The sequence below is a fragment of the Mitsuaria sp. RG genome (genome assembly GCF_028369275.1).
Classification (GTDB): domain Bacteria; phylum Pseudomonadota; class Gammaproteobacteria; order Pseudomonadales; family Pseudomonadaceae; genus Aquipseudomonas; species Aquipseudomonas peradeniyensis.
The window spans coordinates 1-24,865 of the sequence record NZ_JAQMYQ010000066.1; the positions used below are offsets into that span (position 1 = coordinate 1).

Here is a 24,865-nt window from a genome sequence, read left to right on the forward strand (position 1 = left end):
ACACGGCCCAACTTCAGCGGTTGAACCGCTCCGCCAGGCTGTGCAGGTACTCCGCCATGCGCTCCAGGTCCTGGCTGATCTCGGCCCCCTGCCTGGCCTGTCCCGCGCTCTCGTCGCACAGATGGGCGATGCGCACGATCTGCTGGTTGATGTCCTCGGCGACATGGCTCTGCTGCTCGGACGCCGTGGCCATCTGCTGACTCATGCCAGTGATGCGACTAACCGCCTGGGCGATCCCCGACAACGCCGCCTGCACCGCCTCGACGCTGTGCACGCTGTCGCTGGAGATCTGCTGGCCGCGACTGGCGCTGGCCACCGCGCGGTCGGCACCGGAGCGCAGGGTGGAGATGATGTGGTGGATCTCCTCGGTCGAGGCGCGGGTTCGTTGCGCCAGCGAACGCACCTCGTCCGCCACCACGGCGAAGCCTCTGCCCTGCTCGCCGGCCCGCGCCGCCTCGATGGCGGCATTGAGCGCCAGCAGGTTGGTCTGCTCGGCGATCGAGGTGATCACATCCACCACGCTGCCGATCGACTGGGTTTGCTCGGCCAGGGCATTGACCGCCTGGCCGATGTCGCTCACCGCCTCGCTCATGCTGCCCATCGCGCGCAGGCTCTGCTGCGCCAGGTCGCTGCCCTGCTGGGCCAGCTGGTCGGCGTCGCTGGCGGCGTGGGCGGTGCTCTGCACGTTGTGGGTGACCTGCTGGATGGTCGCCGCCATCTGCGCGATGGCGGTGGCCGACTGGTCGGTCTCGCTGCGCTGGCGGTCGAGCATCTGCGCCTGGGCATCGGACAGGTCGGCGGACTGCGCGGCTCGCGACTTGACCCCGACACCGGCATCCACCAAGCGGGTCAGCGCGGTCTGCAGGCGCGCCTCCTCGCTGATGATCGCAAGGTCGAGCTGGCCCTGCAGCCCGGGATTGTCGCTGTAGGTCAGGGCCACCAACGGGCTGGTGAAGGCCTTGGGGTGCTCCTGCAGGGTGCGCCGGATCGACTGGTTCTGCCGGTGCTCGACCACGTACCAGGCCGCCAGCAGGCTGGCCATCAGCACACCCAGTGCCGCATAGGGGGGCAGCAACAGATAGGCGGCGGCCGACAGCAATCCCGCACCGATCAACGGCCAGCCATGGCCGACTCCATAACCGAGTCGCGCCGCCAGCGGTACCGGCGAGCGCCCTGCCCGCAAGCGGGCGTACAAGTTCTCGGCCCGGCGGATCTGCTCCCGGGTCGGTACCGAGCGCACCGACTCGTAGCCGCTGATGCGGCCGTTCTCGTACACCGCCGTGACGTAGGCGCTGACCCAGTAGAAGTCGCCGTTCTTGGCGCGGTTCTTGACCACGCCCATCCAGGGTTTGCCTTGCTTGATGGTGTCCCACATATGCCCGAAGACCGCTGGCGGCATGTCGGGATGCCGCACCAGGTTATGGGGCTGGCCGACCAGTTCGTCGTAGGTGAAACCGCTGATGGCCACGAATGCGTCGTTGCAGTAAGTGATGCGGCTGTTCAGGTCGGTGGTGGAGATCAGCCGCTGGTCTTGGGGAAAGGTTCTTTCGTGCTCGGTGACGGGCAAATTCATGCGCATCGTTGGCGATCCCTTGCTTATCCAGATGAGTGGGGAAATCATCAAAGCAAGTAGATATTTAGCAGAAGGCCATCACGTCAGCGGTCAAGTTTTGTAGGAAATTTACTCGACCTGACGGAATGTGCTGAACACGACCTGGGTCAGCCCACGTTGAGCTGGCTCTTGAGCAGGTCGCGGAACGTCTGGATCAAGGGTTCCCGGCTCCGACCGCGGCGGATGATCAGGGAAAACGGTGCCTGGTAGCCGAAGGTTGCCGGCGACAGCACGCGCAGATCACCCTTGTCGACCCAGGCCTGGGCATAGTGCTCGGGCAGGTAGCCAATGTAGGCGCCGGAGAGAATCAGAATCAGCTGCGCCTCCATGCTTTCCACGGTGGCGGCGCTGTGCTTGAAACCGTGCCGGGCCAGCTCCGCCTGGCTCCAGTAGCCACGCCCGACCATGCGCTGCTGGGTAATCACCGGCTCCGGGATCCGTCGCTCGCCGAACAGCGCATGGCGGCTGCTGCAATACAGCCAGTGCTGCTCGCGGTACAGCGGCTGGTAGACCAGGCCGCTCATGCGCGACGAAAACGCACCGATGGCCAGGTCCAGGCGGTTGTCCTGCACGCCCAGTTGCAGTTCGTACGGACTGGACACCGACAGGTGCAGGTGCACCGCCGGATGTTCCTGGCTATAGGCACCGATGGCCTCGGCCAGCGGCAAGGCGCGGTCGCCCACAGTGGAGTCGATCACCCCCAGGTTGAGGGTGCCGCGCAACTCGCCCTTGAGTGCCGCCGCATACTGCTCGAAGCCATCCAGCTCCCCCAGCAGGCGCAAGGTCTCCTGGTGGAACAGCTCGCCCTTGCTGGTCAGGCTGAAACCGCCACGGCCACGGTGGCAGAGCACGATACCCAGGGCGCTTTCCAGCTGGCTCATGTAGGTGCTGATGGCCGAGGTCGACAGGTTGAGGTCGCGCTGGGCATTGGCGAAGCCCTGGTGACGCACCACGCTGGCGAAGATGCGCAGCAGTTTCAGGTCGGGCAGCGATGAGGCCATGGGGCAACGGGTCCGTGGGCTGGAAATGGCCAGAGTCTAACCCGGCCGCACACCGATAGTTCAGAAATTCCTGAAGTAAGTTTTTGTCGGTAGCGATTCTTCCCGGGCACTACCTTGCGCAGACTGCGGCGAAATGTCCCTGCCCGCCGGCACAACCAGAGCACCAAGGCGCGCGGCGGCACAGGTTCGAACAAACAGAACAATCGACCGACTGATGAGGCCCACCGTGGACAAGATTCTCCACCAACCACTGGGCGGCAACGAAATGCCGCGTTTCGGCGGCATCGCCACCATGCTCCGTCTCCCCCACCTGCAAAGCGCCGAAGGGCTCGACGCCGCGTTCATCGGCGTGCCACTGGACATCGGCACCTCGCTGCGCTCGGGTACCCGCTTCGGCCCACGGCAGATCCGCGCCGAGTCGGTGATGATCCGCCCGTACAACATGGCCACCGGCGCCGCCCCGTTCGACTCGCTGTCGGTGGCCGACATCGGCGACGTGGCGATCAACACCTTCAACCTGCTGGACGCCGTGCGCATCATCGAAGAGGCCTACGACGAGATCGTCGAGCACAATGTCATCCCGCTGACCCTCGGTGGCGACCACACCATCACCCTGCCGATCCTGCGCGCCCTGCACAAGAAGCACGGCAAGATCGGCCTGGTGCACATCGACGCCCACGCCGACGTCAACGACCACATGTTCGGCGAGAAGATCGCCCACGGCACCACCTTCCGCCGCGCCGTGGAAGAAGGCCTGCTCGATTGCGACCGCGTGGTGCAGATCGGCCTGCGCGCGCAGGGCTACACCGCCGACGACTTCAACTGGAGCCGTCGCCAGGGCTTCCGTGTAGTCCAGGCCGAAGAGTGCTGGCACAAGTCGCTGGAGCCGCTGATGGCCGAAGTGCGCGAGAAAGTCGGTGGCGGCCCGGTGTACCTGTCGTTCGACATCGACGGCATCGACCCGGCCTGGGCGCCCGGTACCGGCACCCCGGAAATCGGCGGCTTGACCACCATCCAGGCGATGGAGATCATCCGCGGCTGCCACGGCCTGGACCTGATCGGCTGCGACCTGGTCGAAGTCTCCCCACCGTACGACACCACCGGCAACACCTCGCTGCTGGGCGCCAACCTGCTGTTCGAAATGCTCTGCGTGCTGCCGGGCGTGGTACGTCGCTAGCCGTCAAGCACCGCCCTTTGTAGGAGCGGCCTTGTGCCGCGAAAGGGGCGCACAGCGCCCCCGGTTTTCAGCGTTTTCGCAGAGAACGCCGGGGCTGCCTTGCAGCCCTTTCGCGGCACAAGGCCGCTCCTACACACAGGGCGTTGCGCTGCAAGCGATTGCTTGACCCCGGCAGGAGCCATTCGGGAGGGCCATAGAGGCCCGCCAACACATGACAGGACCGCCGGGCGCCTTGCAGCGTCCAGACGGCCGATCTCGCCATAATAAAGATAATCGGGAGACCCCCAATGGCCTTGGACATCATCGTTGTACTGATCTATGCCGCCGGCATGCTCGCCCTCGGCTGGTACGGCATGCGGCGCGCGAAGACCCACGAAGACTACCTGGTGGCCGGGCGCAACCTCGGCCCGACCCTGTACATGGGCACCATGGCCACCACCGTGCTCGGCGGCGCCTCCACCGTCGGCACCGTGCGCCTGGGCTACGTCCATGGCATTTCCGGCTTCTGGCTGTGCGCCGCCCTGGGCCTGGGGATCATCGCCCTCAACCTGTTCCTGGCCAAGCCGCTGCTGCGCCTGAAGATCTTCACCGTCACCCAGGTGCTGGAGCGCCGCTACAACCCGATGGCCCGCCAGGCCAGCGCGGCGATCATGCTCGCCTACGCGCTGATGATCGCGGTGACCTCGACCCTGGCCATGGGCACCGTACTGCAGGTGCTGCTCGACGTGCCGTTCTGGATGGCCCTGCTGTTCGGCGGCGGCGTGGTGGTGGTGTACTCGACCATCGGCGGCATGTGGTCGCTGACCCTGACCGACATCGTCCAGTTCGTGATCAAGACCGTGGGCCTGATGTTCATCCTGCTGCCGGTGTGCCTGTACAAGGCCGGCGGCTGGGACGCCCTGGTGGCCAAGCTGCCGGCGGCCAGCTTCAGCTGGACCACCATCGGCTGGGACACCATCATCACCTACTTCCTGATCTACTTCTTCGGCATCCTGATCGGCCAGGACATCTGGCAGCGGGTGTTCACCGCCCGTGACGAGAAGGTCTGCCAGCGCGCCGGCACCACCGCCGGTATCTACTGCGTGCTGTACGGCCTGGCCTGCGCCCTGATCGGCATGGCCGCCCATGTACTGATGCCGGACCTGGCCAACCCGAACAACGCCTTCGCCGAGATGATCAAGGGCCAACTGCCCGAAGGCATCCGTGGCCTGCTGATGGCCGCCGCCCTGGCCGCGATGATGTCCACCGCCAGCGCGGGCCTGCTGGCCGCCTCGACCACCCTGACCGAAGACCTGCTGCCCAAGCTGCGCGGCGGCAAGCAGTCGAGCCTGGGCATCAACCGCCTGTTCACCCTGCTCACCGGCCTGGTGGTGCTGGGTATCGCCCTGGCGGTGAACGATGTGATCAGCGCCCTGACCCTGGCCTACAACCTGTTGGTTGGCGGCATGCTGATCCCGCTGATCGGCGCGATCTTCTGGAAGCGCGCGACCACCGCGGGGGCCATCGCCAGCATGACGCTGGGCTTCGGTACCGCACTGCTGTTCATGTTCAAGGACGGCCTGGAGGCCAACACGCCGATCTACTACAGCCTGGCGATCGGCCTGGTGAGCTTCGTGGTGGTCAGCCTGGCTTCGCGCAAGCCAGTGGCGACGGTGAACCTGGCCTGAGGCCACTTCCACACCATCCCCTGTAGGAGCGGCCTTGTGCCGCGAAAGGGCTGCGTAGCGGCCCCTGTCTCGGCTAAGCGCTGAATCCGACGGGGCCGCTTTGCGGCCCTTTCGCGGCACAAGGCCGCTCCTACAGGGATGAGAGGTTCAAGCCGGTAAAACGCAAAAGGCCGCCGCATCACTCGGATGCGGCGGCCTTTTTGTCAGTTGTCAGCGCCGACGCGGCTGGCGCTTGCGCTGTTCTTCGTCGGTCGGGATCGGCACCGGCTGCAACGGTGGCGGGAGCAAGCCCAAGGCGACGGCGAGGTCGTGGAGCCAGTTATACATGCGTTCGTTCATAATGCCCCCTTGACGGGTCAGCCTCTTGGTCAATCGATCCTGCGGTGCGTCATACAGATCATAGCCCGATGTCCTGTATTGCGCATGCCTCTGTTCCTACACATAGGGCCGATTCTGACCCGGATCAAGCGCAGACGGCAGCTTCCGACGGTCGGTCAATCGTTTCGCTTTGTTGCAAATCGATCCAGGCCTGCAGATTCGCCCCGCGTTTGCCCTGGCGCCACATCAGCCAGGTCATCGCCTGGTCGAACGGTGCCTGCAGCCGATGCGCCCGTACCTGCTCGCGGCCCGGCAGGCTGTCGAGCATGGACTGCGCCATCAACGCCACCCCGGCCCCGGCGATCACACAGGCCAGCATGCTCTGGTACGACTCGATCTCCATGACCCGTCCCATGGGCGTGTGGGCATGGGCGTACCAGGCTTCCAGGCGCATGCGGTACGAGCAGCCCTGGCGGAAGGTGAACACCGCCTTGCCGGCCACATCCCTGGCGCTGTGCACCGCCGGGTGCTCGGGGCTGGTGATCAGCACCAGGGTTTCCTCGCACAATGGCACGCCATCCAGCCCGGCCAGGTTGAGCGGGCCGTCCACCAGCGCTGCGTCCAGCCGATGGCTGAGCACCCCTTCCAGCAGCTCGGCACTGGGCGCCGCCTGCACCTGCAGGTTCACCGCCGGGTAGGCCTGGTGGTAGCGCGCCAGCAACGCCGGCAAGTGGATAGCCGCCGTGCTGTACATGGTGCCCAGCACGAAGTCCCCCGCCGGCTGGCCGCCCTGCACCGCGGCCAACGCCTCGTCACGCAGGTTGGACAGCCGGTGGGCGTAGTCCAGCAGCACCTTGCCGGCCGGCGACAGCTGCAAGCGCTGGCGCTCGCGCAGGAACAGCTCCACCCCCAGTTGCTCCTCAAGCTGGCGCAGGCGCGTCGACAGGTTCGACGGCACCCGGTGCAATCGCTCGGCGGCGCGGGTCACCGAGCCCTCCTCGGCCACGGCCTGGAAGATGCGCAGTTGGCTGAACTCCATAGGATTCTCCAAAACAGAACAACTTGATCATCATTATTCAATTTTATTGAAAGTCAATGAACCCTACCCTGCCATCCATCGCATCCCTTCGTGCAGGAGACTTTCCATGTCACCCATCGTGCAATTGCTGGCCAGCGCCGTGGCGCTGATGATGGCCATGGGCATCGGCCGCTTCGCCCTCACGCCGCAACTGCCCCGACTGATCGCCGAGGGCCAGTTCGACCTCACCGCCGGCGGCCTGGTCGCCGCCGCCAACTACCTGGGCTACTTCCTCGGTGCGGTGGACGCCATGTTCGCCCGCCAGCCCGCCCAGGTGCGCCTGCGCCTGCATGGAGGGCTGTGGCTGTGCGTGCTACTGACCCTGGCCTCGTGGGCCGCCGACGGTTTCTGGAGCCACCTGCTGCTGCGTTTCGGCACCGGCGTGGCCAGCGCCTGGGTGCTGGTGATGATCGCCAGCCTCAGCCAGCAACTGGCCAGCGCCCATGGCCACCAGCGCCTCGGCGCGCTGGTGTTCGCCGGGCCCGGCGTCGGCATCGCGGTGACGGGCGTGCTGGCCCTGGGCGCGCACCTGCTGGAGCTGGATTCGGCAGCCCTATGGCTGGTCTATGGCGTCGCCGCGCTGGTCATGCTGCTGGCGGTGCTGCCGTTGCTGCCACGGGCGCTGGAACCCGCCGCCACACCTGCGGCCGTCAACGAACAAGGCCGCGGCACCGGCATCGGACGCCTGGGCCTGGTCTATGCGCTCTACGGGATCGGCTACATCCTGCCGGCCACCTTCCTGTCGCAGATGGCCAGCCAGCAGTTCCTCGGAAAGTGGCAGGCCGACCTGTTCTGGCCCGCGTTCGGATTGGCATCGGCGCTTGGCGTGGCCATCGTCAGCCTGCGCCGCCCGGGGCGGACCTCTGCCTGGCTGACCACCACCCTGTGGCTGCAAGGGCTCGGCGTACTGGCCTGCCTGCTCGGTGGCGGCATCGGTCTGGCATTGGGCGTGCTGCTGTGCGGCGGGCCGTTCCTGGCCTGCATGCAACTGGTGATGCAGCGCTCGCGAGAGCTGGCGCCCCATGCCACGCAGCGCAATGCCGGGTTGCTGACCGCGTGCTTTGCCCTGGGGCAGTTGAGCGGGCCGTTGCTGGCGGCGTTGAGCAGTCATTTCAGTGGTGGATTACAGCCAGCATTGGTGTTGGCGGCGGCAGGGTTGGCCGTGGCCGGAGTGCTGGCCGTGACAGGAGGTCATTACCTGCAGGATTGCCACTCAAATGCCCGTACTGCCGGGTGATGGTGGGTTCAGTTCAGCAACAGATCGAAATCATTTGTGCCTCTCTCGGCAACGTTTCATTGGCTACATTCTCCAGCACTCGCAGAGGACGCAAAATGACTGGAACGTTCCATGAATTCGACGCTGCCGCCTATCTGGCTTCTCCGGAAACCATCGCACAGTTCATGGCTGACGCATTGGAGACAGGAGATGCAGCCTACGTAGCAAAAGCCGTGGACGTGGTGGAACGCGCCAGGGGCCGGCGCGTCTACCCTCTCATCCCACCAGCTTGCGCAACTGCTGCCGCACCCACGCCTCGGCGCTGACCATGACCACCCCAAGCAGTACCATCACCGCGCCGATCACGAAGTTCAGGCTCAGCGGCTCATCCAGCAGCAGCACGCCGAAGGTCACCCCGAACAACGGCGTGATGAAGGAAAACACCGCCAGGTTCGAGGCCAGGTATTTGCGCAGCAACCAGAACCAGGTCAGGTAACTGACAAACGACACCACGATCCCCTGGAACAGCACACTGCCCACCGCCAGCGGGGTCAGCGAGAAATCGGCGATCTGCCCGCTCACCAGGGCGATCAGCACCAGCCCGACAAACCCCACCGCCAGCTGGTAGAACAGGGTCAGGGTCGCCGGCGCCTCGGACAGGCGCGAGCCGCGCACCACCACCGTGGTCGCGCCCCAGGCCAGGCCCGCCAGGATCGCCATGGCATCGCCCAGCAACATGCGCCCATCGAGGTGTTCGAGGGAAACGCCACCGGCAAAGGCCAGGGCAATCCCCCCGAAGGCCAGCAGGATGCCCAGCCACTGCAACAGCCGCAGCCGTTCGCTGGGCATCATGAAATGCAGCCCCAGGGCGGTGAAGATCGGCGCGGTGTAGAGGAACACCGACATGTGCGCCGCCGAGGTCAGCTTCAGCCCCTCGGCGATGAACAGGAACTCCAGGCCGAACAGCGCGCCGGCCAGCAACCCGGCGCGCCAGGTGCTGCCCACCTGGCTCCAGCCACCTCGCCAGCAGACCAGCAGCCCCACCAGCAGCGCGGCGATGCCATTGCGAAACGCCGCCTGCATGACCGGTGCAATGTCCACGGCAGCGGATTTGATCAGCACCTGCTGGCAGCCCCAGATCAGGCACAGCCCCAGCATGACCTGGAAGGCGAAGGCGTCGGGGTTCTTGCGGACCGCAGTCATGGGCGGCCCCTCAGCGGGTTGAACGACATGGCAAGGCTCAGCAGTGAGAATGGATCCCGATTATCGGGTGACCGGCCTTGGCGATGCCAGTCTAAATTGTCCCGTCTCCGGTCCGTGTCATGGCGAAGGCTTGAGTAATCAGGGGCGTACAGGTTTTCTTGCCGGCATCCCTCGACGGGAGATACGCAGGCTTGCCTCTGGGCATCGATGCATCAAGCCCATTTATTCGGGTTGAACTGAGCGCCATACGCCCCCCAATCACCGTGTCAGCCGATCATAGGATCTCTTCAGAAGGCACTTCAAAAGCAGAATCATCGCTTTGCCGGACTGCGCCTTGAGCGACAGGATCGAATCCCGCTGGCCACCGGGTACTGTCGTTGAACATGGCCAACTGGAATTCTGCCTTCTCGATCCTGCGCGCGCGTAAATCGGCACCGCATAGATTGCTGCCCTTGAATACAGCCCCTCCGATATCCGCCTCTGCCAGGTTTGCAGCGCGCAGGTCGGCCCCGCTGAAGTCGGCAGAGGCGGCCAGCGCCCGAGAAAGATCGGCATTGCACAGCCGGGCGCCATTGAACAGGGCATTGGCCAACGTCGCTCCTCGCATGTCGGCAGCGGTCAGATCCGCCTCGATGAACGAAGCGTTTCTGAGATCGCTACCTATGAATGTAGTCGCCCTGGCATCCAGGCCGTCGAACTGCGCCCGGTGCAATGACAGTCCATCGAGGTTGGCGCCGGGCAAATTGTCTTGGTCAAACACCCTGCACTCTCCCGTTTCAAAGCACAGTGAGATCATCTCGGCCCATCCAATGATTATCGCGTCCGGCGACCTTTGCGAGCGCCTGGGAAACAGCCTGAGCGTACAACCTGCGCTGCCTACGCCTGGTACAACGAACAAAAATGCTGGCTGACAAGCCTACTCTCCAGCACCTGGAGCAAAGAAAAGTCCAAGCTATCAGACACCACCAGCCCTCGCCTCAGCCCAACGGGAAAATCCTCAAGCGTGGCGTACTCTCCTGGCACTAAAAACCTGAAGTAATCACCCATCGCAGTATCCCCAGCATACCCTTCGGGGTAGTCCTCACCCGCACGGCTACCCTCCACGGCGTGATACACGAATAATCCCTTGTTAAAGGCAAGGTTCGCCTCGCTATAGTTCAGCCGTTCTTCCAGGTCATTTTGCAGTGTGCTTGCCACACTGGCTTTCGACTTGCCTTGCCAGCGCCAAGCTGAGTAAAGATCCACTGCAAAGCCACCCTGCTTTGCTGGCGGGTAATCAGAATATTCCTGGGACTCCTGCCAAACAAACTCGCTTATCGAGTCCAGTACCTGCTCTACCCCTTCCAGCCTCAGCAGTACCTCGGGAATGGCCCCGTAGCAATTATTCACCATGACTGCAATTCGACCGAATTTATCCATGGCGAACCAAGTGAATACCTCTCCAAAACCTGGAACCCATTTTTCATTCAGCCCCATCGCCATGCCTCCAAAAACAGACTTAACCCGGCCACGTTCAACCCAATTCTACTTTCCGAACAACTCGCCACCAACCCTCAAGACCCTACCTGTTCTACGGCATAGGCCGTGAAACTATTCTTACCTTCCTCCAAATACAATCGTTTGCATTGGGGGCAACGGTAAACTGTCATGGCAGTCACTTCAATCGCCTCATAGAATTGCTCCGAAGACATTGGCCCCACCTCCAGGCGCTCTGCAACCCGCTCGATCACTGACTCAGGCATCAATGTCATTTCATGATCTGACCATCCCTGCGACAAATTCATGACATACCCACATCTACACAAAAACTTTGGCATTCTGCTTTTTCCGCTGCCTGGTCTATCGAAGCGTGCCTCCGCCAGGTTGCACTACTTAAACTATCACTAAAAAGGCATGAAATATAATCTGATACGGTGTCAATATCTACACCTGCATTGGGTGCCTTAGGGTCCATAAGCCCACTCCGCGAAGCATACGTTCAAATACCATCCAGAAGCGCCTGAAGCTTTCGTGGATCAGCAATGCTGCCGAAGGAATAAATCCACGCTACTGGTAGAGAGAGATCTGGCGATTTCACCTTCAGATAGGGAACAAAATACTCAGCATCCAACAGATACTCCAGCCGTTTGCAGTCCTCGGCCCCCACAATATAAACGAAAGGTCCCTGCTCAGGGTCCAGATGAACCTGAACCCGCTCACCGGTTACAGAATCGATCATAAGTGACTTACCCTCTCTCTTGAAACCTTGGCGAACGCCTATAGCTCGATGCTGTCGAGCAGTGCCTGAAGTTTTACAGGGTCGGCGACGGTACCGAAATAGTACTCGCTCCCCCCATGAACACTAAGGTCCGGGCAAGGGCCCAACCAGTAGAGCACATTGAATTCATCATCAAACAGATCCCGGAGCGCCCCACTGTCCTGAAATGAAAAAACTCTGATATAAGGCCCATAACGGGGATCCATGAGAACCTGGACCCGTTGTTTAGTAATACCGTCAATCATTTTGCACTTCGTCGCCCGCCTAGCCATTTCAACTGATTTTTCACTTAGCCTGCTCTCTGACCTCACCCATATCGGTGATGGGAGCACCACCCAGCGACCCCATACCCCTGGGAAATATCATTGCAAAGAAAAATCAAAGAGAAAAGCTTTGTCAATCCAATGGATGTTCTCTGACATAGGCCTGCAAATCCTCGAGTGCTATACCCGGTGCACCTGCCGCCAACCACAGCTGGAACTCTGCAGGATAGGGTGACAGCACTTGGCCGTCAGCGATCTGAGGCTTCGTCACCTCTCCATATCGCGTGACAAATCTGAGATGCGTTACAACAAGCACCCAGATTCTTCTCAGCCAAGGTGATTCCGGCACCCCCTGTGAGGCATCAGTCAGATAGGGAGACTCTCCTTCGACAAAAGCAAGAAGATCATCGCCCCTGCCCGCTTTAATCAAAGCACGAATTAACTCAATCTTTTCCATAATACTACCCAACGACGGAACTCAACCGAGAAATCTGGCATCACTTCGGCATTCTTAAAACCGAGCAAGCACATTATTCACCTAACGGAGCACCCCACACAACAAACAGGTACAAAGGAAGACAGATCTATTCTTCACGCGATCACTTCGATACTCCGCTTCCAGCACTCGACGCTTTCACTGGCAACTTAAGCACCAGACTTCGCCGTCACTCTGGCCACACAACAGCAGAAATCAAAGAAGCAAAAATATATCCGCCACATTAAACCTTAGCCCATTCCAAAATAACTTTTCATATGTGCAGTAAGCCCCGCCATATCTTCATATGCCTGCTTTCCGAAGTCAGGATCATTTTTAGCCAGAAACTGCTTCGCAGTTTCATCGTCCCGATTCGCCTGCTCCTCCACATCAAACAAACGTTGAGGAGCAATAACCCAACTATGTCGCCCATCCTCCCTGCCCTCGCCGATCATTGCCCACTTCAAATGCCCCTGATAGACATCCACGCACCTAATCAACTCAGCAACAACCGCAACATCCTCTTTAACGAAACGAAAACAAACTGATGGAGGATATTCAATCTGACTCCTGAGAGACAACCCCGCATGTGTTTTTACAACATACGTACTGGTAGACCCTTTACGCCACTCGGTCCTTCCCAAACACTCAACAATATCTAAAATCTGGCGCCCTTCATGCGTTGCACTCACATCCATCATCTAACCCTTTCAATTGCCCAGCGTTATTTTCTCCGCCGCCACTTGTTAATTCAATGTAATTCTCCCAACCACCTTTTGCTATCAAACATTCAGGAAGCCGTACAAAAGCGGACAAACTCAGCCCCACAACATATAGCGACTACTTGAAAGGCACGACGATAAGGAGATCCTCCTCCACTGGGGAAATCCTCCGGTAAGATACGTGAGTGGATCTCACTTCTGAGCAGCTTACATAAAAACTCAACACAACCACAGGCGATTAGATCTTCCTCCCCCTGGTCCACACTATGAAGCGCAACGGACCAAGAGTCTGGTTCATCGTTAACAATCCACACCAGCGTCTCGCCATTTTCAGTGAATCCCCAAGGCCAAAACGCCCCCTGAGCTGGGTAGGCTGGCCTAGGATAGTCACCAGGGAACTCAGCTTTCATCACCGCATAAGATTCACGAAAGTAATCACCTTTATAGATATTCAGATCACTACTGCTGGAGAATGGATCGATTACCCATAAAAAATCGTCTATGCACCCCGCCCCAAAACGCTCGATGTAAGCCTTGTAGTCAGCAGGCAATCGGATGCCATGGTCATTTTCCACTCTTGCCCAGTCAGGGTTCGAGTAGGCAGGAGAAGCCGGTGGAGGCAACAGCTTCATTAGGTCGGCAAGCATTACTTGATTCCATTGATGCTAGGGCTGGATATATCCACATTGTAAACCGATGGAGTCTCGAGCGGTCAACGTCACGCCAGTCAGCATTAGGTTGCTGCCTGAGTAGATAAGAATAGCCCAATAGTTTACCGACTCTCCAGCTAGAACGGCTGGTCGTATCTGCCGCACGAACTGAGCCAAGTATAAAATGGTACGATAAAAGGGGACAAATTCACCCCCCTACTCTAACTTCTATCCCCCCTGCATGACCGCTAGACACCTTCATCTAAAGGGATCGAAATTAGAGTAGAAAAAATAGACCTACCACTTTCCGGTCTTTGTCCAGCGAGGCACCTGCGACCTTTCACTTTCAGACAGTCATAATAAATTTCTTCCAGTCTAAGAGCGCCTTCTCAAAATCATTAATACTCAAAACAAAACAACAGCCTTCATCACATAGCGAATATATCTTTGCAACTTTACCCTTGAGCTCCACCCCCCCAACTATCACGACTCCAATCGCAACTACCAATAGTTCCAGACCTTACCAAGCCGACTCTAGATAGCCCTTCATCCAGCCAAGCTATCGTGCTTTCATATTTTTGTCCGCCATGATCAGTCAGCAAGCACGCTAAGAAATCTATTCCATCACGACCGAGCACATCAGACCGACAGCCTGGCTCGCGGTCGCTACCTTCGCCACTCCAGAAGAAGACTATTTCCATATAAGCCTAGTATCCATCAGTAAAAAAGCACCAGTAAAGGGGGCAGATTTATTTTCCCCACTCTAATTTTTACCGCCCCTGCATGACTGCTAGGACCGAAATTAGAGCAGGGAAAATAAAGCTGTCCCATTTTACCTGCATGACTGTTCGACCCCTTCTCCACTACAGGATCGAAACTAGAGCAAGAAAAATAAATCAGGAAAAATAAATCCGTCCCCTTTTTCCTTTTTACACCATTAAATCATGCCAATATTTCGCAACACTCCCTCACTTACAAATTCTAACCCACCAGCTTCCACCTTGGATCCGTCTATGTAATGGGAATGACCACAAACGTCACATTGGTAAGCCAGTAACCCGTTATGCCTACCTATAAAGACGCGCAGCCCAGTAGACTCACACCTAGGGCATTGTTTATCAACTTCAACAGTTATCAAGGCCTCGATTGTATCGCGTAGAAACCGCGCTATAGACTCAACGTCCTTAGCCTGATGTCCCAGAATGACCTTTTTGAAGCGTGTTATATCACTAGGTAAAAATGACGAATAATCAACAGGCATCAAACTTTCATTTACATTCGAAAACTCATCGACCCCATAACTCAAAAACGGCTCAACAGTAAAATACTTATAATTACCTCTGACCCACAAAAGAATAACCCCAAGAACATCTCTTAACGATGACTCTTCACTAAGCAGCATCACAGCCAACTGAAGCTCACGCCACACATGCACAGGGAGAAACCTCATTAGTTCATCACCTTAACCGGGAAGGCACTTATCAAGTTACCGGTTTTATCAGAGAACACCTTTATCACTAAAGTAGCGCAAAGGGGACAGGTTTATTTTCTACACTCTAGATTCGACCTTCCCTGCATGACTGTTCGCCCCCTTCTCTACTACAGAATCGAAACTAGAGCAGGAAAAATAAGTCTGTCCCCTTTTTCGCTTTTCGCCACCAGGAACCGAAATTAGAGCAGTAAAAATACATCTGCCCCGGATGGCATACTATTCCTTTTCTTCAAGACAGGGCCAATATTCTGCCCCTTCATCCCTTCTTATCCAAACTCGACCGCACGCAGGACAAGTAATAGCCTCTTTACCAACTACATCTACACGATCAAAAAACTCATCAAAAGGGATTCTTCCTTTATCAGCTCGCCCCGCCAACTCATACAACAACTTATTTGGAACGAGAGTGAACTCCTCTGAAACAGGAGAACTAACCAAGCTAATGACATGAGTGCAACGACATAGAAACTTAGCCATTTTATCTCCCTAACAAGCTATTAATAGCCTGCCTATGTAACGCAAAAAAACGCAAAAGGGGACAGATTTATTTTTCCTGCTCTAGATTCGACCTGCCCTGCATGACTGTTCGACCCCTTCTCCACTACAGGATCGAAACTAGAGCAGGAAAAATAAATCTGTCCCCTTTTTCATTTTCTGTAACCGCTAGACACCTTCGCCTAAAGGAATCGAAACTATTGTAGAAAAAATAGATCCACCTCCTTTTCCTCAAAACAAAGTCAACTACTTTACTCAAGCCACACCGACGCGAGGCATACTGATTATGTCCATATCTCCGTACCATCCTCGTAAATCCAAACGAGGCCTCCGGGCACCCAACTATTTCCATCTTTGGTAACCCAAAATAGCGCTTCGTCGATGTCTTCTTCTGCAGGCCAAGCCAAATCAAATGCAGCAATTTGTTCAGCAACAGCTCCGACCAATGGTTCCCCACTAGCGAGAAATACCCTACCCTCTAGAAGTAGGGTAGCCAGCACTTCTAAGAAAATATGCTTACGGTCATTATAACCCTCATCCGAGTATATCTTGCATACGCTTAACCACAATGCATCAACGGCTAAACCTTGACTCCACTCCACAATCTTCCTGAACTCTTCTGAGTCTCGACAGCATGAAATCATTTGAATTTCACCTCTAACTTTGGAGCTTTCACTCCTGGATGCCCAACTATATCAATCGTCCATTGGGCGCCGGACTCTGCAGTAGAGCTTGAACCATTACGCAAATTTATTTTTACGCCATCGGCCCGGACCAACGCATAAAGATCGACAGCTTGACCTCGACATTATTGCCTTTCACACCATTAATTACACCCTTCCCGCCCCTGGCAACACCAGAACTTATCTACTTCTATAGCTCCTTTTGCATCATCAGGTTTCTATGCGCCTCATAAACTCGGCCATCGCTTGCGGCTCGCGCTCCGCAAGTTCTTCAATCAGATCTTCGGCTGCCCAGTGCAGAATCATGTCTCCCCCACCCCCTGCTTTGCAGATGATGAGATCATCTGATAAGGTAGAGTCCACAATATTGACCTCTCGATCACTAAGTGCCATAAGACCACCGTAACCTTCATAGGGAATAACCCAGTAAAAGCGCTCATTTCCTACCCAGTAGATCCCAAATACCTGCACAGGCTCAGCCCGCCCAATTTCTCGAACAATCATATCCACATCATTCAATAGTTCTTCCGGGTTGCAGCGCAGGTGGAAGCTGCTACGGCGTTGTGATTTTCATATCACGCAAAAGGGGACAGATTTATTTTCTATACTCTAGTTTCGACCTGCCCTGCATGACTGTTCGACCCCTTCTCCACTACAGGATCGAAACTAGAGCAGGAAAAAAATCTGCCCCCTTTTTCGCCATAATGTCTAAAATCTGGCGCCCTTCATTCTTGCCAATAACGTCCCCCTGCACCGTCAACCATCTCGACATTAAAAATAAACTACAGAATTTGAGCACAACAAATAACCCCATATTTTTTAGCTTTCACCAACTCAATCACCATTCTCTAATGCCTCCGGATGAAATTTTTCCCCACGCACAAAAATCTCCCTCCATTCCTCGGCCGTGAGTGAAACACCATTAGAACTTGAATAAAATACAAACTCCAACTCTCTGTCTGAATTTACGGAAATCTCCATAAACGGCTCGCCACCGCCCTCCTTGTATACGCACAGATAAGGAAAATTACTATTTACATCACCAACTTTCTCAAACACCAAACTGCTCATGGCTTCACTCCTCTAAACCCAATAAACTTACCACCCGGCTCCCAACTTGCAGCTCTACCATCTGGCAACGTATAAGTCACCCAACCTGCTGGGTAGCGACCTCCCGCCCCCGAACTCCTAGTACCCCCTTTGAGTATTTCGTCTACAGCCGCACTGCCCACCTCATTCAGTTGAGCATCTGATCTATACGTCTTTCTAAGCGCCTCAGTCGAGTCAAACCCAAAATATTCTGGATGCTTTGTAACAGCACGTCCAGCATGACTGATCAGCTGTCCGTCTGTGTACGGCTGGGTCGCAGTATCTCCAAATTTTTTTGACTCATTTCCCGACGGTGGTAAAACCTCATTAAATATTGCCCCTGGGTTCAACTGGTGCCCTGGCGTCTCGTAATTTCCGCTAGTCGTCTGCCCATCAAGCTGTTTGCCTCCGGTATGCGGAGTCACAGTCACCTGCCCACCTTCCGCATATCCTCCGCTCGATGGGTTCTGGCGATTTTGCTCAGCCAGCATCCCTTCGTAGATTTTCGCCCGCGGGTCAAGCTCATGGATTGGTAAGACCGTACTCCCAAAGACAAGACCGGAGAGCACTACCATCAACTCCGCTCTCTTGCTCATGTCCGTAGTGGATGCCTCGATGGCATCGAACATGCTTGATGCGGCGGCGCGCATATCCGCCTGGCGTTCTGGCGAGCCCTGACTCAGGCTCAGTGACACACCGAGCCCCGCAACCAGGGCCGCACCCAATGCAGCAACGGGCACGAAGTTCGTTCGCCCGTCTTTTTGATGATTGGCGGAATCCAGGGCGGCCAGCACCTTCAGTGCCGCTTGTGGGTCGTTACCTGCCAAGTCGACCAGGCGCTGGGCAACCGCATCGAACTCTTTACCCGATGAGCCCTGGGTAATCCTGCCTAGAACGGTATTAACCACCGCGCTGCGTGTTTCTTCGTTGCGACTGCCCAACTGACGAGTGAATGCAGCCATGCCCACGGCAAGACTCACCGCATCGGCATCAGCCCCTGCGCCCAATGCCTTCACAGTCAGGAACAGATCACCCAGTTTCTGCAAGGCCTCTTCACTGTTCTCACCATACTTGGCCGCACTCTTCTGCCACTGTTCCAGTGTTTTCTTCGGGCTCAGCACCGCCTTGACGGAAGTATCCGAGACATACAAATCGGTACGCGACTCGCTGTCCCGGGTGATCTCGTAAGCCTTGTCCAGATCCCGATTCAGCCCGGCTACCGAGTCCTTGCCGGTCTGAGCATCCTGGCGCACGTTAACCTCGCCAGCCCCCACCGTGGCACGGACGATCTGCTCGCGGTCCTTTTCATACTCCCAGCCGCTAAGGTTGCCATGGGTTTCGGACTTGCCGCCGCTTGTCTGCGACCAACTGCCGCCGACGTTGAGGTAATAACCGTGCTCCTTGTCCTTGCCGGCGATATCGCTGTAACCCAGCGTGCCAGTGTCGAGCTTGAGGTTGCCGTTGTCGGCGGCGATCAACGCGCCATCGAGCTGGGTGTGGTGCTCGGTGCGAATGTCGACCTTGTTCCCACCGGTGATGCGTGTCTGGTCCTGGACCCAGTTGGTCTTGCCGGTCGTCTGTCCGTAGCCCACCGAACCGCTGACACTGGCGCCGACACCCACGGATACCGTAGCACTCAGGTCGAACTCCTTGCCCTCGACCTTGCCGGTATCCGCTACGGAAGCAACCTTGAGATCGCCTCCCACACGGCCAATCACCTCATCGCCACGCATCTGCGCGCCGGCGATGGTGGTGTCCTTGCCGCTGCTGAACTTCAGCTGGTCCCCGGCATACAGGAACGCCTGTTGCTGCTGCTCGGCCTCGCGCTTCAGGTCGCCCTTGCCGATATCGACACTGGCGTAGAAACCAACCTTGCCCTCGCCAAACGCCAACCCCGCCTCGCCGCCACCGTTATGGCGAGTGTTCTGGCTGTTACTGTCGTTCTGCGCCGAGCGGATGTTGATGTCATTGGCCGCGGCAATGTCGATATCGCGCCCGGCACTGACCTGACCGCCGACCACGTTCACGTCACGGCGGGCATCGAACTTGACGTCACGACCTGCGTTCAGCTGGCTCGCGGTCGAAGTACCCTGGACACTGTCCTGGTCGGCAACGCCATAGCTGCCACCTGCCCCCAGTTTGATCCCGCCAGTGGTTCCGCCATGGATACCGCCCCAGCTTCTGGTCTGCTGGTTCTCCTGGCTGAAGCTGCCCTTGGCCACATCGAGGTTGATATCCCGACCACTGATGCTGATGTCCCGACCCGCCTGCAACTGCCCGCCCTTGATGGTGACATCGTTGCCGGCCTTGAGGTTGACGTCGTGCCCGGCATCCAGGGTGGAGCCACTCTGACTCTCCTCGACCACCCGCTCGCGGCTGCCTTGCTTGGTGGTGCCAAGCTTCACATCGGCGGTCGGCCCGGCAAAGAACTGACTGACAGCATCGACTGCACGCAAGGTGCTGGAGGTCTGGCTGACACCGTTCTCACCTTTGCCGGCGCCTTCGAGCGCATCCTTGGTTTTACCCAGGTTATGGTTGATCGTGACCCCAAGCCCTTGGCTCTTCTGCTCGCGCTCGTGCTCCACCAGCAAACGCTCGCGGGCGGCATCGATGTTGATATCGCGGCCAGCATCGAGGTTGATGTCGTGCTCAGCCTTGAGGTCGGAGCCGGTCTGGTTGATATCTCGTCCAGCACGAATACCCAGGTCCTGCCCGGCCTTGACCTGGCTGGCCGCAGCCAATTGCTGCTCGAGGCGGTCCTTGGCCTTTTGCTGTTCGCTGCCGAGGAACACGCTGACGCCATTGTCATCGCCTGAGACGCCGAAGCCTGTGCGTTTTTCGCTCGACCACTGGTGCTCGCTGTGCTCGCTCTGCGCAGCGGCAACGTTCACGTCGCGCCCAGCGTTGAGGCTTACGTTACGCCCGGCCGAAATACCGCTGCCGATGACGTTGATGTCGCGCTCGGCACTCAGGCTCGCGTCCTGCCTGGCCGTAAGCTGGCTGCCGACGCTGGTACTGCTCTGCGCCTCCTGCCCGGCTTTCTTTGCCGAAGCCACGGAAACGAAGCCGCCCGACACCGACAGCCCCGTCTTCTTCTTGTACTGCTCCGAGTGGCTATAGGCCGTGTCATTGGCCGACACCAGGTTGATGTCACCCGCCTTGTCGATCAACCCCGCACGCAGCTCGACGTCCTTGCCGGCATTGGCCTCACTGGCGCGCAGGCGCACATCGCTGCCTGCGGCGATGACGATGTCGTTGCCGGCATCCAGCTCGCTGCCGACCTGCGTGGCGCGGGTCTGCAACTGGCTCTTGCCGCTCTTCGAAAGGCCCAGGAAGCCGGACTTGGTCTTCTTGCTGTACTCGCCGTGCTCCTCGACGCCGGACAGCACCGCCACATCGCCGGTGGCACCGAGCATGACATCGCCGCCGGCCTTGAGCTGGCTGCCGATCACCGAGACATCGCGGCCACCGTCCAGGGCGATGCCGCCGCCGTCCTTCTTGCTGACGTTGACGGTCAGGTCACCACCGGCCTCGATCACCGAGGCGACGTTGGTGCTGTGGTAGCTCTCCTGCTGCTTGGAGCTGCTGCGACCGAACGAGCCCTTGCTCTTCTTCAGGTAGTACGAAGCGCTTTCGTTCTGCTCGGAGGCGATGGTCAGGTCGCGCTCGGCATCGATATCGACAGCGCCCTTGCCCTTGACCTGGCTGGCGACGATGGCCATGTCCTGGCCCGCGGACAGCGAGACGTCGCCACCGGCCTTGACCGTGGTCGAGACCTGGGTGACCTGGTCATTGGACTGGGTGACCTTCTTGCTGCGGCTGAAGCTGTGGGCTTCGTTGGCGGCGGAGGTCAGGTTCAGGTCCTCGCCGGCGGCCAGGGTAAGGTTGCGGCCCGCGTCGATCTGGCTGGCCACGGCGGTGAGGTCGCGGCTGGCGCCGATGCTCAGGTCGCGGCCGGCCTCAAGGCTGGCGCCATGTTGCTGCACTGCGCTGCTACGCCGGGATCCGCTATAGAACCCCTCGCGCTGCTCGACCGCCAACAGGCTCACGTCGCGGCCGGCACTGAGCGACAGGTCCCCCTCGCTCTTGATCACGCCACCGATGTTCTTGATGTCCTGGCCCGCCTTCAGGGCCAAGCCACTGGACGCCTCGATGCGCGCGGCGCTGTCGAGATAGTCCCATTGGTTGGTCACACCACCATAGGACATGGCATGGCGAACCTGGTCGCGCTGGTTGATGATGTCGCCGTTGACCGCCGTGAGGCTCACATCGCGTCCGGTGATGATGCCGCCGGCGCTGTTGCTCAGGTTGTTGCCGGCCAGCAGTTCCAGGCGTTCTCCCGCCTGGACCAGGCCAGTGTTGACCAGGTTGTTGCCGGCGGTGGCGGACAGGTTGCGGCTGGCGTGCAAGGTACCGGCGTTGGTCAGGTTCTCGCCGGCGATCAGTTGTACGTCCTGGCCGGCGATCAGCGCCCCGTTGGGCGCCAAGCGGTTGTTGGCCTGGGCCAGGTAGAGCACCGGGACCAGCACTTCCTCGCCATTGACCACGTGCTTTTCCATCCACACGATGTCATGGGTCAGCGCCGCCACCTGGGAGGCCGTCAGGCCCACACCCAGGCTGAGCTGGAGCTGGTCCTTGCTGCGGATGGCGTTGTCCATCAGGTACTTGAACAACTGCTCGCCGGAGGTCTGGCCATCGATGAACTGTTGGCCGGTACGGGCTACCACCGCTTGCTGGATCAGACGTTGCTCGTAGAGACCATCGCCAAGGCGCTTCCAGCTCTGGTCCGGGTCATAGCCCAGGTTGCCGAGCAGATAGTCGGAACTCATGAACTGCTTGAGGTCGGTCAGGACCGGGTTGGTCTCGATCAGGTACTTGTGTGGCTTGCTGGTGTGTTGGCTATCCGGCATCCGGGTGACCCCCGGGATGTCAGGACGAGCGCTGATGCCCAGGTTGCCACCGGCAGTCAACTCGCGAACATCGGCACCGGGATGTCGTTGCGACAGGGATACTTCAACCGGCGCGCCATTCGGCGCGTTGACACCGATGGCGCTGGCAGTGCCACCCACGGCTCCACCCTGATGGGCAATTCGGTCGATTTGCTGATGATTTTGTTCTACCGCTCTGGCATCGATGGCCTGCAACGCCCCAGGCTGTGTGCCGGACACCATCGCCCGACGGTCCTGGATCGTGACGTCTGCACTGCCAAGCTTCCAGCTCTGGGCTGGGCTACCCGAAACGCTCCCACCCTGGCCACTCAGGCGGAACAGGCCATTCTGACCGGTGGGTAACGTAAAGCCGCCAAAGGCAAGCGGATTGACCTGCTGTTGCGCGAGGTCAGGGGGAAGCTGGGCATGAATATTGATAAGCGTGTTACCGGACGCCCCTGGGAGTTTCGGGTCGAACGCCTTGGCGGTCGGACCACTGACCGTAAGCCCTTCCTGGATAACACTGTTGGTCAGACTCTTGGTTGCATTGATGCTGACCCGACCACCCGCCTGAACGACAGCATTTGCTGCGCCAACTTGTCCGTCGTGCACAACAGTTCGAGTTTCAAAGAAATTGATACCTTGCACAGCCGCTGGAAGGGGCACTGTGGAGTTCGGATTGTAAGCAGGTGCGGCCCCGAAGGCGCTCATATTGAAGCCGCCAAGATACTGCGTCCAACCGACATAAACTATATCGTTACCATTTCCAGAAGGTCCGGCCTGGTGAAACGACGGAGTCGTTCGCGATTCGTTCCAGTTGGCATCCCAGAAGCGCATCGTGCCGACGTTGTAGCGATTTTTACGGAAACCTGCGGTAACCTGGGTGTATCCAGGATCATGAGCAGCATTATAGGTCGTAACTGCACTCCAGAAAGGCCATGCATTTTTTGCGTAGTAATTAGGAAGTGCAAATGACTTCAGCTCGGAATAGGTACCTAGTGCCTTACCTTCATTAATAAAATCCTGCACATTGACTGCGATATCGTGCCCAGCCGTTATCACCGAGGCCGCGTTCTCCATGCGAGTGCCCAGTACAGAAAGATCGCGTCCGGCTCTAATTGCTCCCGCAGGGGAATCTATCTCTACTTTTTTCTCGTAATACTCCTCAAGCACCATATGCCCGGCAAGCTGCCCGGTCTGTCGCATACCAATCGCACTCCACTTCGGCGTGCCAGTGGTCTTGAATATTTCTTTCCTGTTCTGAATGTTCGTGGCATTAAGACGCATGTCCCCGGCACTTTCCAAACTGCCAGAAACGTTATCCACCAGATCTGCTAGACCGCCCGCCCCATCCCGCGCCACCGTCAGCCCACCCTGGCTGTAAACATCCCCATAGAAGTTGGTCAGGCTACTGGCGTACAGCTGCATGCCCCCGCCGCTGAACAGCAACCCATGGTCATTGCGCAGGCTATCGCTGGTCACCCGTACCAGCTGGTTGCCACCCAAAGTCCCCAGGTTGTTCACGCTACCGGCGTTGACCAGCAGATCGCCCGCCGTGCTCAACCGCCCCTGGTTGCTCAACAGACCCGCAATATTGATCGTGGTGTTGCCCACGCCCGTGACGCTGCCATTGGAGCCCAGGGCCATCTGCGCCGCGCTCAACCCCAGCGTGCCCAGGCTGCTGACCCGACCATTGCCGCCATAGCTGCCGCCCAGGTTCAGGCTGAGGGTACCGTCACTGGCGATCAGGCCATCGTTGCTCCAATTGCCGCCGTTGCCCACCAGGCTGTCGAGGGCCAGCAACTGGCCGCCGTCGGTCTGGGTGAGGTTGTTGACGTTGACCGTCAGGCGCCCGGCCTGGATCACGCTGGCGTTGGTCCAGCTGTCGGCGGTCAAGGTCAGACCGCCGCGGGTGCTGAGGCTACCGCCAGCCTGGGTGAGGATGGTGGTGTCGATGTCCAACACGCCCTTGCCCGCGTGCAGCACCTTGCCACCGACGTTCTGCAGCAGGCCGGCGCCGAGGGTCAGGTCACTGCTGCCGATCTCCACCTGGCCGTTGCGGTTGTCGAACAGCCCGCCAATGGCGAACTGGCTCTTGCCGCTGGTGCCCACGGCACGCAGTTGTCCTCCCTGATTGTCCAGGCTGGCGGCGGTAATGGCCAGGGTGCTGGCGCTTTCGACGACACCGCCGCGGTTGTCCAGGGCACCATTGAGCCTCAGTTCGATACGCTGGCCGACCATCTCGCCGCGCGCGTTACCACCGTTGAGCAGGCTGGTGCCGGTGACCTTTAGCAAGCCGCTGGCGGAGATGCCGCCGTCACGGTTGTCCAGCTGCCCGGCGCGGATCAGCGCATCACCGCCCACTGCTGCGATACGCCCGCCGTGGTTGTCCAGATTGGCGCTCTGCAGATCGAGGCCCAGTGCCTGGAGAACGCCGCGCTGGCCATTGGCGTCGCTGCCGTTGCGCAGCACACCGGTGGTGCGCACGCCCAGCGAATGCTTGAGGCTGGCGAGGATGCCGCCGCGGTTGTCGAGGGTG

The 24,865-nt window shown here is 58.8% G+C and carries 21 protein-coding genes; 3 read left to right on the forward strand and 18 right to left on the reverse strand.

What is annotated here, in order from left to right; genetic code table 11:
* Window positions 1-13: 13 nt before the first annotated feature.
* Together POF53_RS24170 and POF53_RS24175 are read right to left on the reverse strand one after the other, a co-directional pair.
* A complete protein-coding gene (locus POF53_RS24170) occupies window positions 14-1,573 on the reverse strand; it encodes a methyl-accepting chemotaxis protein (protein WP_498969778.1) in 1,560 nt (519 codons plus the stop codon).
* A gap of 146 nt (window positions 1,574-1,719) precedes the next feature.
* Window positions 1,720-2,613 carry a LysR family transcriptional regulator gene (locus POF53_RS24175; protein ID WP_028691117.1) on the reverse strand — a complete coding sequence of 298 codons (894 nt, stop codon included), beginning with the start codon at window positions 2,611-2,613 and terminating at the stop codon, window positions 1,720-1,722.
* A gap of 214 nt (window positions 2,614-2,827) precedes the next feature.
* Between POF53_RS24175 and speB the strand changes: the two genes are divergently transcribed.
* Together speB and POF53_RS24185 are read left to right on the forward strand one after the other, a co-directional pair.
* Window positions 2,828-3,790 carry an agmatinase gene (gene speB / locus POF53_RS24180; protein WP_189660286.1) on the forward strand — a complete coding sequence of 321 codons (963 nt, stop codon included), beginning with the start codon at window positions 2,828-2,830 and terminating at the stop codon, window positions 3,788-3,790.
* A 287-nt stretch (window positions 3,791-4,077) separates the two neighbouring features.
* Entirely contained in the window at window positions 4,078-5,457 is a 1,380-nt protein-coding gene (locus POF53_RS24185; protein WP_475859244.1) for a sodium:solute symporter family protein, read from the forward strand.
* Between the two features lie 210 nt (window positions 5,458-5,667).
* Here POF53_RS24185 and POF53_RS24190 read toward each other — a convergent pair whose 3' ends face one another.
* Window positions 5,668-5,784: a PA1414 family protein gene (locus POF53_RS24190; RefSeq protein ID WP_011535016.1), complete on the reverse strand. Its 117-nt coding sequence runs from the start codon at window positions 5,782-5,784 to the stop codon at window positions 5,668-5,670.
* Window positions 5,785-5,920: 136 nt separating this feature from the next.
* Entirely contained in the window at window positions 5,921-6,814 is an 894-nt protein-coding gene (gene ptrR / locus POF53_RS24195; protein ID WP_260271318.1) for a putrescine utilization regulator PtrR, read from the reverse strand.
* Window positions 6,815-6,920: 106 nt separating this feature from the next.
* On the opposite strand from ptrR, the gene POF53_RS24200 reads away from it, so the two are divergent.
* Window positions 6,921-8,090, forward strand: a complete 1,170-nt coding sequence (locus POF53_RS24200; RefSeq protein ID WP_498969782.1) for an MFS transporter — start codon at window positions 6,921-6,923, stop codon at window positions 8,088-8,090.
* A 255-nt stretch (window positions 8,091-8,345) separates the two neighbouring features.
* Here POF53_RS24200 and POF53_RS24205 read toward each other — a convergent pair whose 3' ends face one another.
* The 14 genes from POF53_RS24205 to POF53_RS24270 all read right to left on the reverse strand — a co-directional run bounded on the left by POF53_RS24205 (window position 8,346) and on the right by POF53_RS24270 (window position 24,813).
* Window positions 8,346-9,272: a DMT family transporter gene (locus POF53_RS24205; protein ID WP_186600156.1), complete on the reverse strand. Its 927-nt coding sequence runs from the start codon at window positions 9,270-9,272 to the stop codon at window positions 8,346-8,348.
* A gap of 274 nt (window positions 9,273-9,546) precedes the next feature.
* Entirely contained in the window at window positions 9,547-10,032 is a 486-nt protein-coding gene (locus tag POF53_RS24210) for a pentapeptide repeat-containing protein (protein WP_244670970.1), read from the reverse strand.
* 116 nt (window positions 10,033-10,148) lie between these two features.
* On the reverse strand, window positions 10,149-10,748 hold the full coding sequence (locus POF53_RS24215; protein ID WP_203651479.1) for a hypothetical protein: 600 nt from the start codon (window positions 10,746-10,748) through the stop codon (window positions 10,149-10,151).
* Window positions 10,749-10,825: 77 nt separating this feature from the next.
* Window positions 10,826-11,089 carry a DUF8617 domain-containing protein gene (locus POF53_RS24220; protein ID WP_498969785.1) on the reverse strand — a complete coding sequence of 88 codons (264 nt, stop codon included), beginning with the start codon at window positions 11,087-11,089 and terminating at the stop codon, window positions 10,826-10,828.
* 161 nt (window positions 11,090-11,250) lie between these two features.
* Entirely contained in the window at window positions 11,251-11,490 is a 240-nt protein-coding gene (locus POF53_RS24225) for a hypothetical protein (RefSeq protein WP_446846745.1), read from the reverse strand.
* 435 nt (window positions 11,491-11,925) lie between these two features.
* Entirely contained in the window at window positions 11,926-12,249 is a 324-nt protein-coding gene (locus POF53_RS24230) for a hypothetical protein (protein ID WP_186600151.1), read from the reverse strand.
* Window positions 12,250-12,518: 269 nt separating this feature from the next.
* Window positions 12,519-12,968, reverse strand: a complete 450-nt coding sequence (locus POF53_RS24235; protein WP_203651477.1) for a hypothetical protein — start codon at window positions 12,966-12,968, stop codon at window positions 12,519-12,521.
* 89 nt (window positions 12,969-13,057) lie between these two features.
* Window positions 13,058-13,636: an SMI1/KNR4 family protein gene (locus POF53_RS24240; RefSeq protein ID WP_498969788.1), complete on the reverse strand. Its 579-nt coding sequence runs from the start codon at window positions 13,634-13,636 to the stop codon at window positions 13,058-13,060.
* Window positions 13,637-14,576: 940 nt separating this feature from the next.
* Window positions 14,577-15,089, reverse strand: a complete 513-nt coding sequence (locus POF53_RS24245) for a hypothetical protein (protein WP_498969790.1) — start codon at window positions 15,087-15,089, stop codon at window positions 14,577-14,579.
* A gap of 258 nt (window positions 15,090-15,347) precedes the next feature.
* On the reverse strand, window positions 15,348-15,608 hold the full coding sequence (locus POF53_RS24250) for a DUF8617 domain-containing protein (protein WP_498969792.1): 261 nt from the start codon (window positions 15,606-15,608) through the stop codon (window positions 15,348-15,350).
* 302 nt (window positions 15,609-15,910) lie between these two features.
* Window positions 15,911-16,270: a DUF596 domain-containing protein gene (locus tag POF53_RS24255; protein ID WP_203651468.1), complete on the reverse strand. Its 360-nt coding sequence runs from the start codon at window positions 16,268-16,270 to the stop codon at window positions 15,911-15,913.
* A 249-nt stretch (window positions 16,271-16,519) separates the two neighbouring features.
* Window positions 16,520-16,828, reverse strand: coding sequence for a hypothetical protein (locus POF53_RS24260; protein ID WP_498969794.1), 309 nt, complete (start codon window positions 16,826-16,828; stop codon window positions 16,520-16,522).
* A 315-nt stretch (window positions 16,829-17,143) separates the two neighbouring features.
* On the reverse strand, window positions 17,144-17,380 hold the full coding sequence (locus tag POF53_RS24265) for a hypothetical protein (RefSeq protein WP_203651466.1): 237 nt from the start codon (window positions 17,378-17,380) through the stop codon (window positions 17,144-17,146).
* Window positions 17,377-24,813, reverse strand: coding sequence for a hemagglutinin repeat-containing protein (locus POF53_RS24270; RefSeq protein ID WP_498969797.1), 7,437 nt, complete (start codon window positions 24,811-24,813; stop codon window positions 17,377-17,379). Before POF53_RS24270 ends, POF53_RS24265 begins: the two co-directional genes overlap by 4 nt.
* Window positions 24,814-24,865 lie beyond the last annotated feature (52 nt).

Bases quoted from the DNA above. Each gene is read 5' to 3' on its own strand.
- POF53_RS24170 (WP_498969778.1), bottom strand. From the start codon at position 1,573: ATGAATTTGCCCGTCACCGAGCACGAAAGAACCTTTCCCCAAGACCAG.
- POF53_RS24175 (WP_028691117.1), bottom strand. From the start codon at position 2,613: ATGGCCTCATCGCTGCCCGACCTGAAACTGCTGCGCATCTTCGCCAGC.
- speB (WP_189660286.1), top strand. From the start codon at position 2,828: ATGAGGCCCACCGTGGACAAGATTCTCCACCAACCACTGGGCGGCAAC.
- POF53_RS24185 (WP_475859244.1), top strand. From the start codon at position 4,078: ATGGCCTTGGACATCATCGTTGTACTGATCTATGCCGCCGGCATGCTC.
- POF53_RS24190 (WP_011535016.1), bottom strand. From the start codon at position 5,784: ATGTATAACTGGCTCCACGACCTCGCCGTCGCCTTGGGCTTGCTCCCG.
- ptrR (WP_260271318.1), bottom strand. From the start codon at position 6,814: ATGGAGTTCAGCCAACTGCGCATCTTCCAGGCCGTGGCCGAGGAGGGC.
- POF53_RS24200 (WP_498969782.1), top strand. From the start codon at position 6,921: ATGTCACCCATCGTGCAATTGCTGGCCAGCGCCGTGGCGCTGATGATG.
- POF53_RS24205 (WP_186600156.1), bottom strand. From the start codon at position 9,272: ATGACTGCGGTCCGCAAGAACCCCGACGCCTTCGCCTTCCAGGTCATG.
- POF53_RS24215 (WP_203651479.1), bottom strand. From the start codon at position 10,748: ATGGGGCTGAATGAAAAATGGGTTCCAGGTTTTGGAGAGGTATTCACT.
- POF53_RS24220 (WP_498969785.1), bottom strand. From the start codon at position 11,089: ATGCCAAAGTTTTTGTGTAGATGTGGGTATGTCATGAATTTGTCGCAG.
- POF53_RS24225 (WP_446846745.1), bottom strand. From the start codon at position 11,490: ATGATCGATTCTGTAACCGGTGAGCGGGTTCAGGTTCATCTGGACCCT.
- POF53_RS24230 (WP_186600151.1), bottom strand. From the start codon at position 12,249: ATGGAAAAGATTGAGTTAATTCGTGCTTTGATTAAAGCGGGCAGGGGC.
- POF53_RS24235 (WP_203651477.1), bottom strand. From the start codon at position 12,968: ATGATGGATGTGAGTGCAACGCATGAAGGGCGCCAGATTTTAGATATT.
- POF53_RS24240 (WP_498969788.1), bottom strand. From the start codon at position 13,636: ATGCTTGCCGACCTAATGAAGCTGTTGCCTCCACCGGCTTCTCCTGCC.
- POF53_RS24245 (WP_498969790.1), bottom strand. From the start codon at position 15,089: ATGAGGTTTCTCCCTGTGCATGTGTGGCGTGAGCTTCAGTTGGCTGTG.
- POF53_RS24250 (WP_498969792.1), bottom strand. From the start codon at position 15,608: ATGGCTAAGTTTCTATGTCGTTGCACTCATGTCATTAGCTTGGTTAGT.
- POF53_RS24255 (WP_203651468.1), bottom strand. From the start codon at position 16,270: ATGATTTCATGCTGTCGAGACTCAGAAGAGTTCAGGAAGATTGTGGAG.
- POF53_RS24265 (WP_203651466.1), bottom strand. From the start codon at position 17,380: ATGAGCAGTTTGGTGTTTGAGAAAGTTGGTGATGTAAATAGTAATTTT.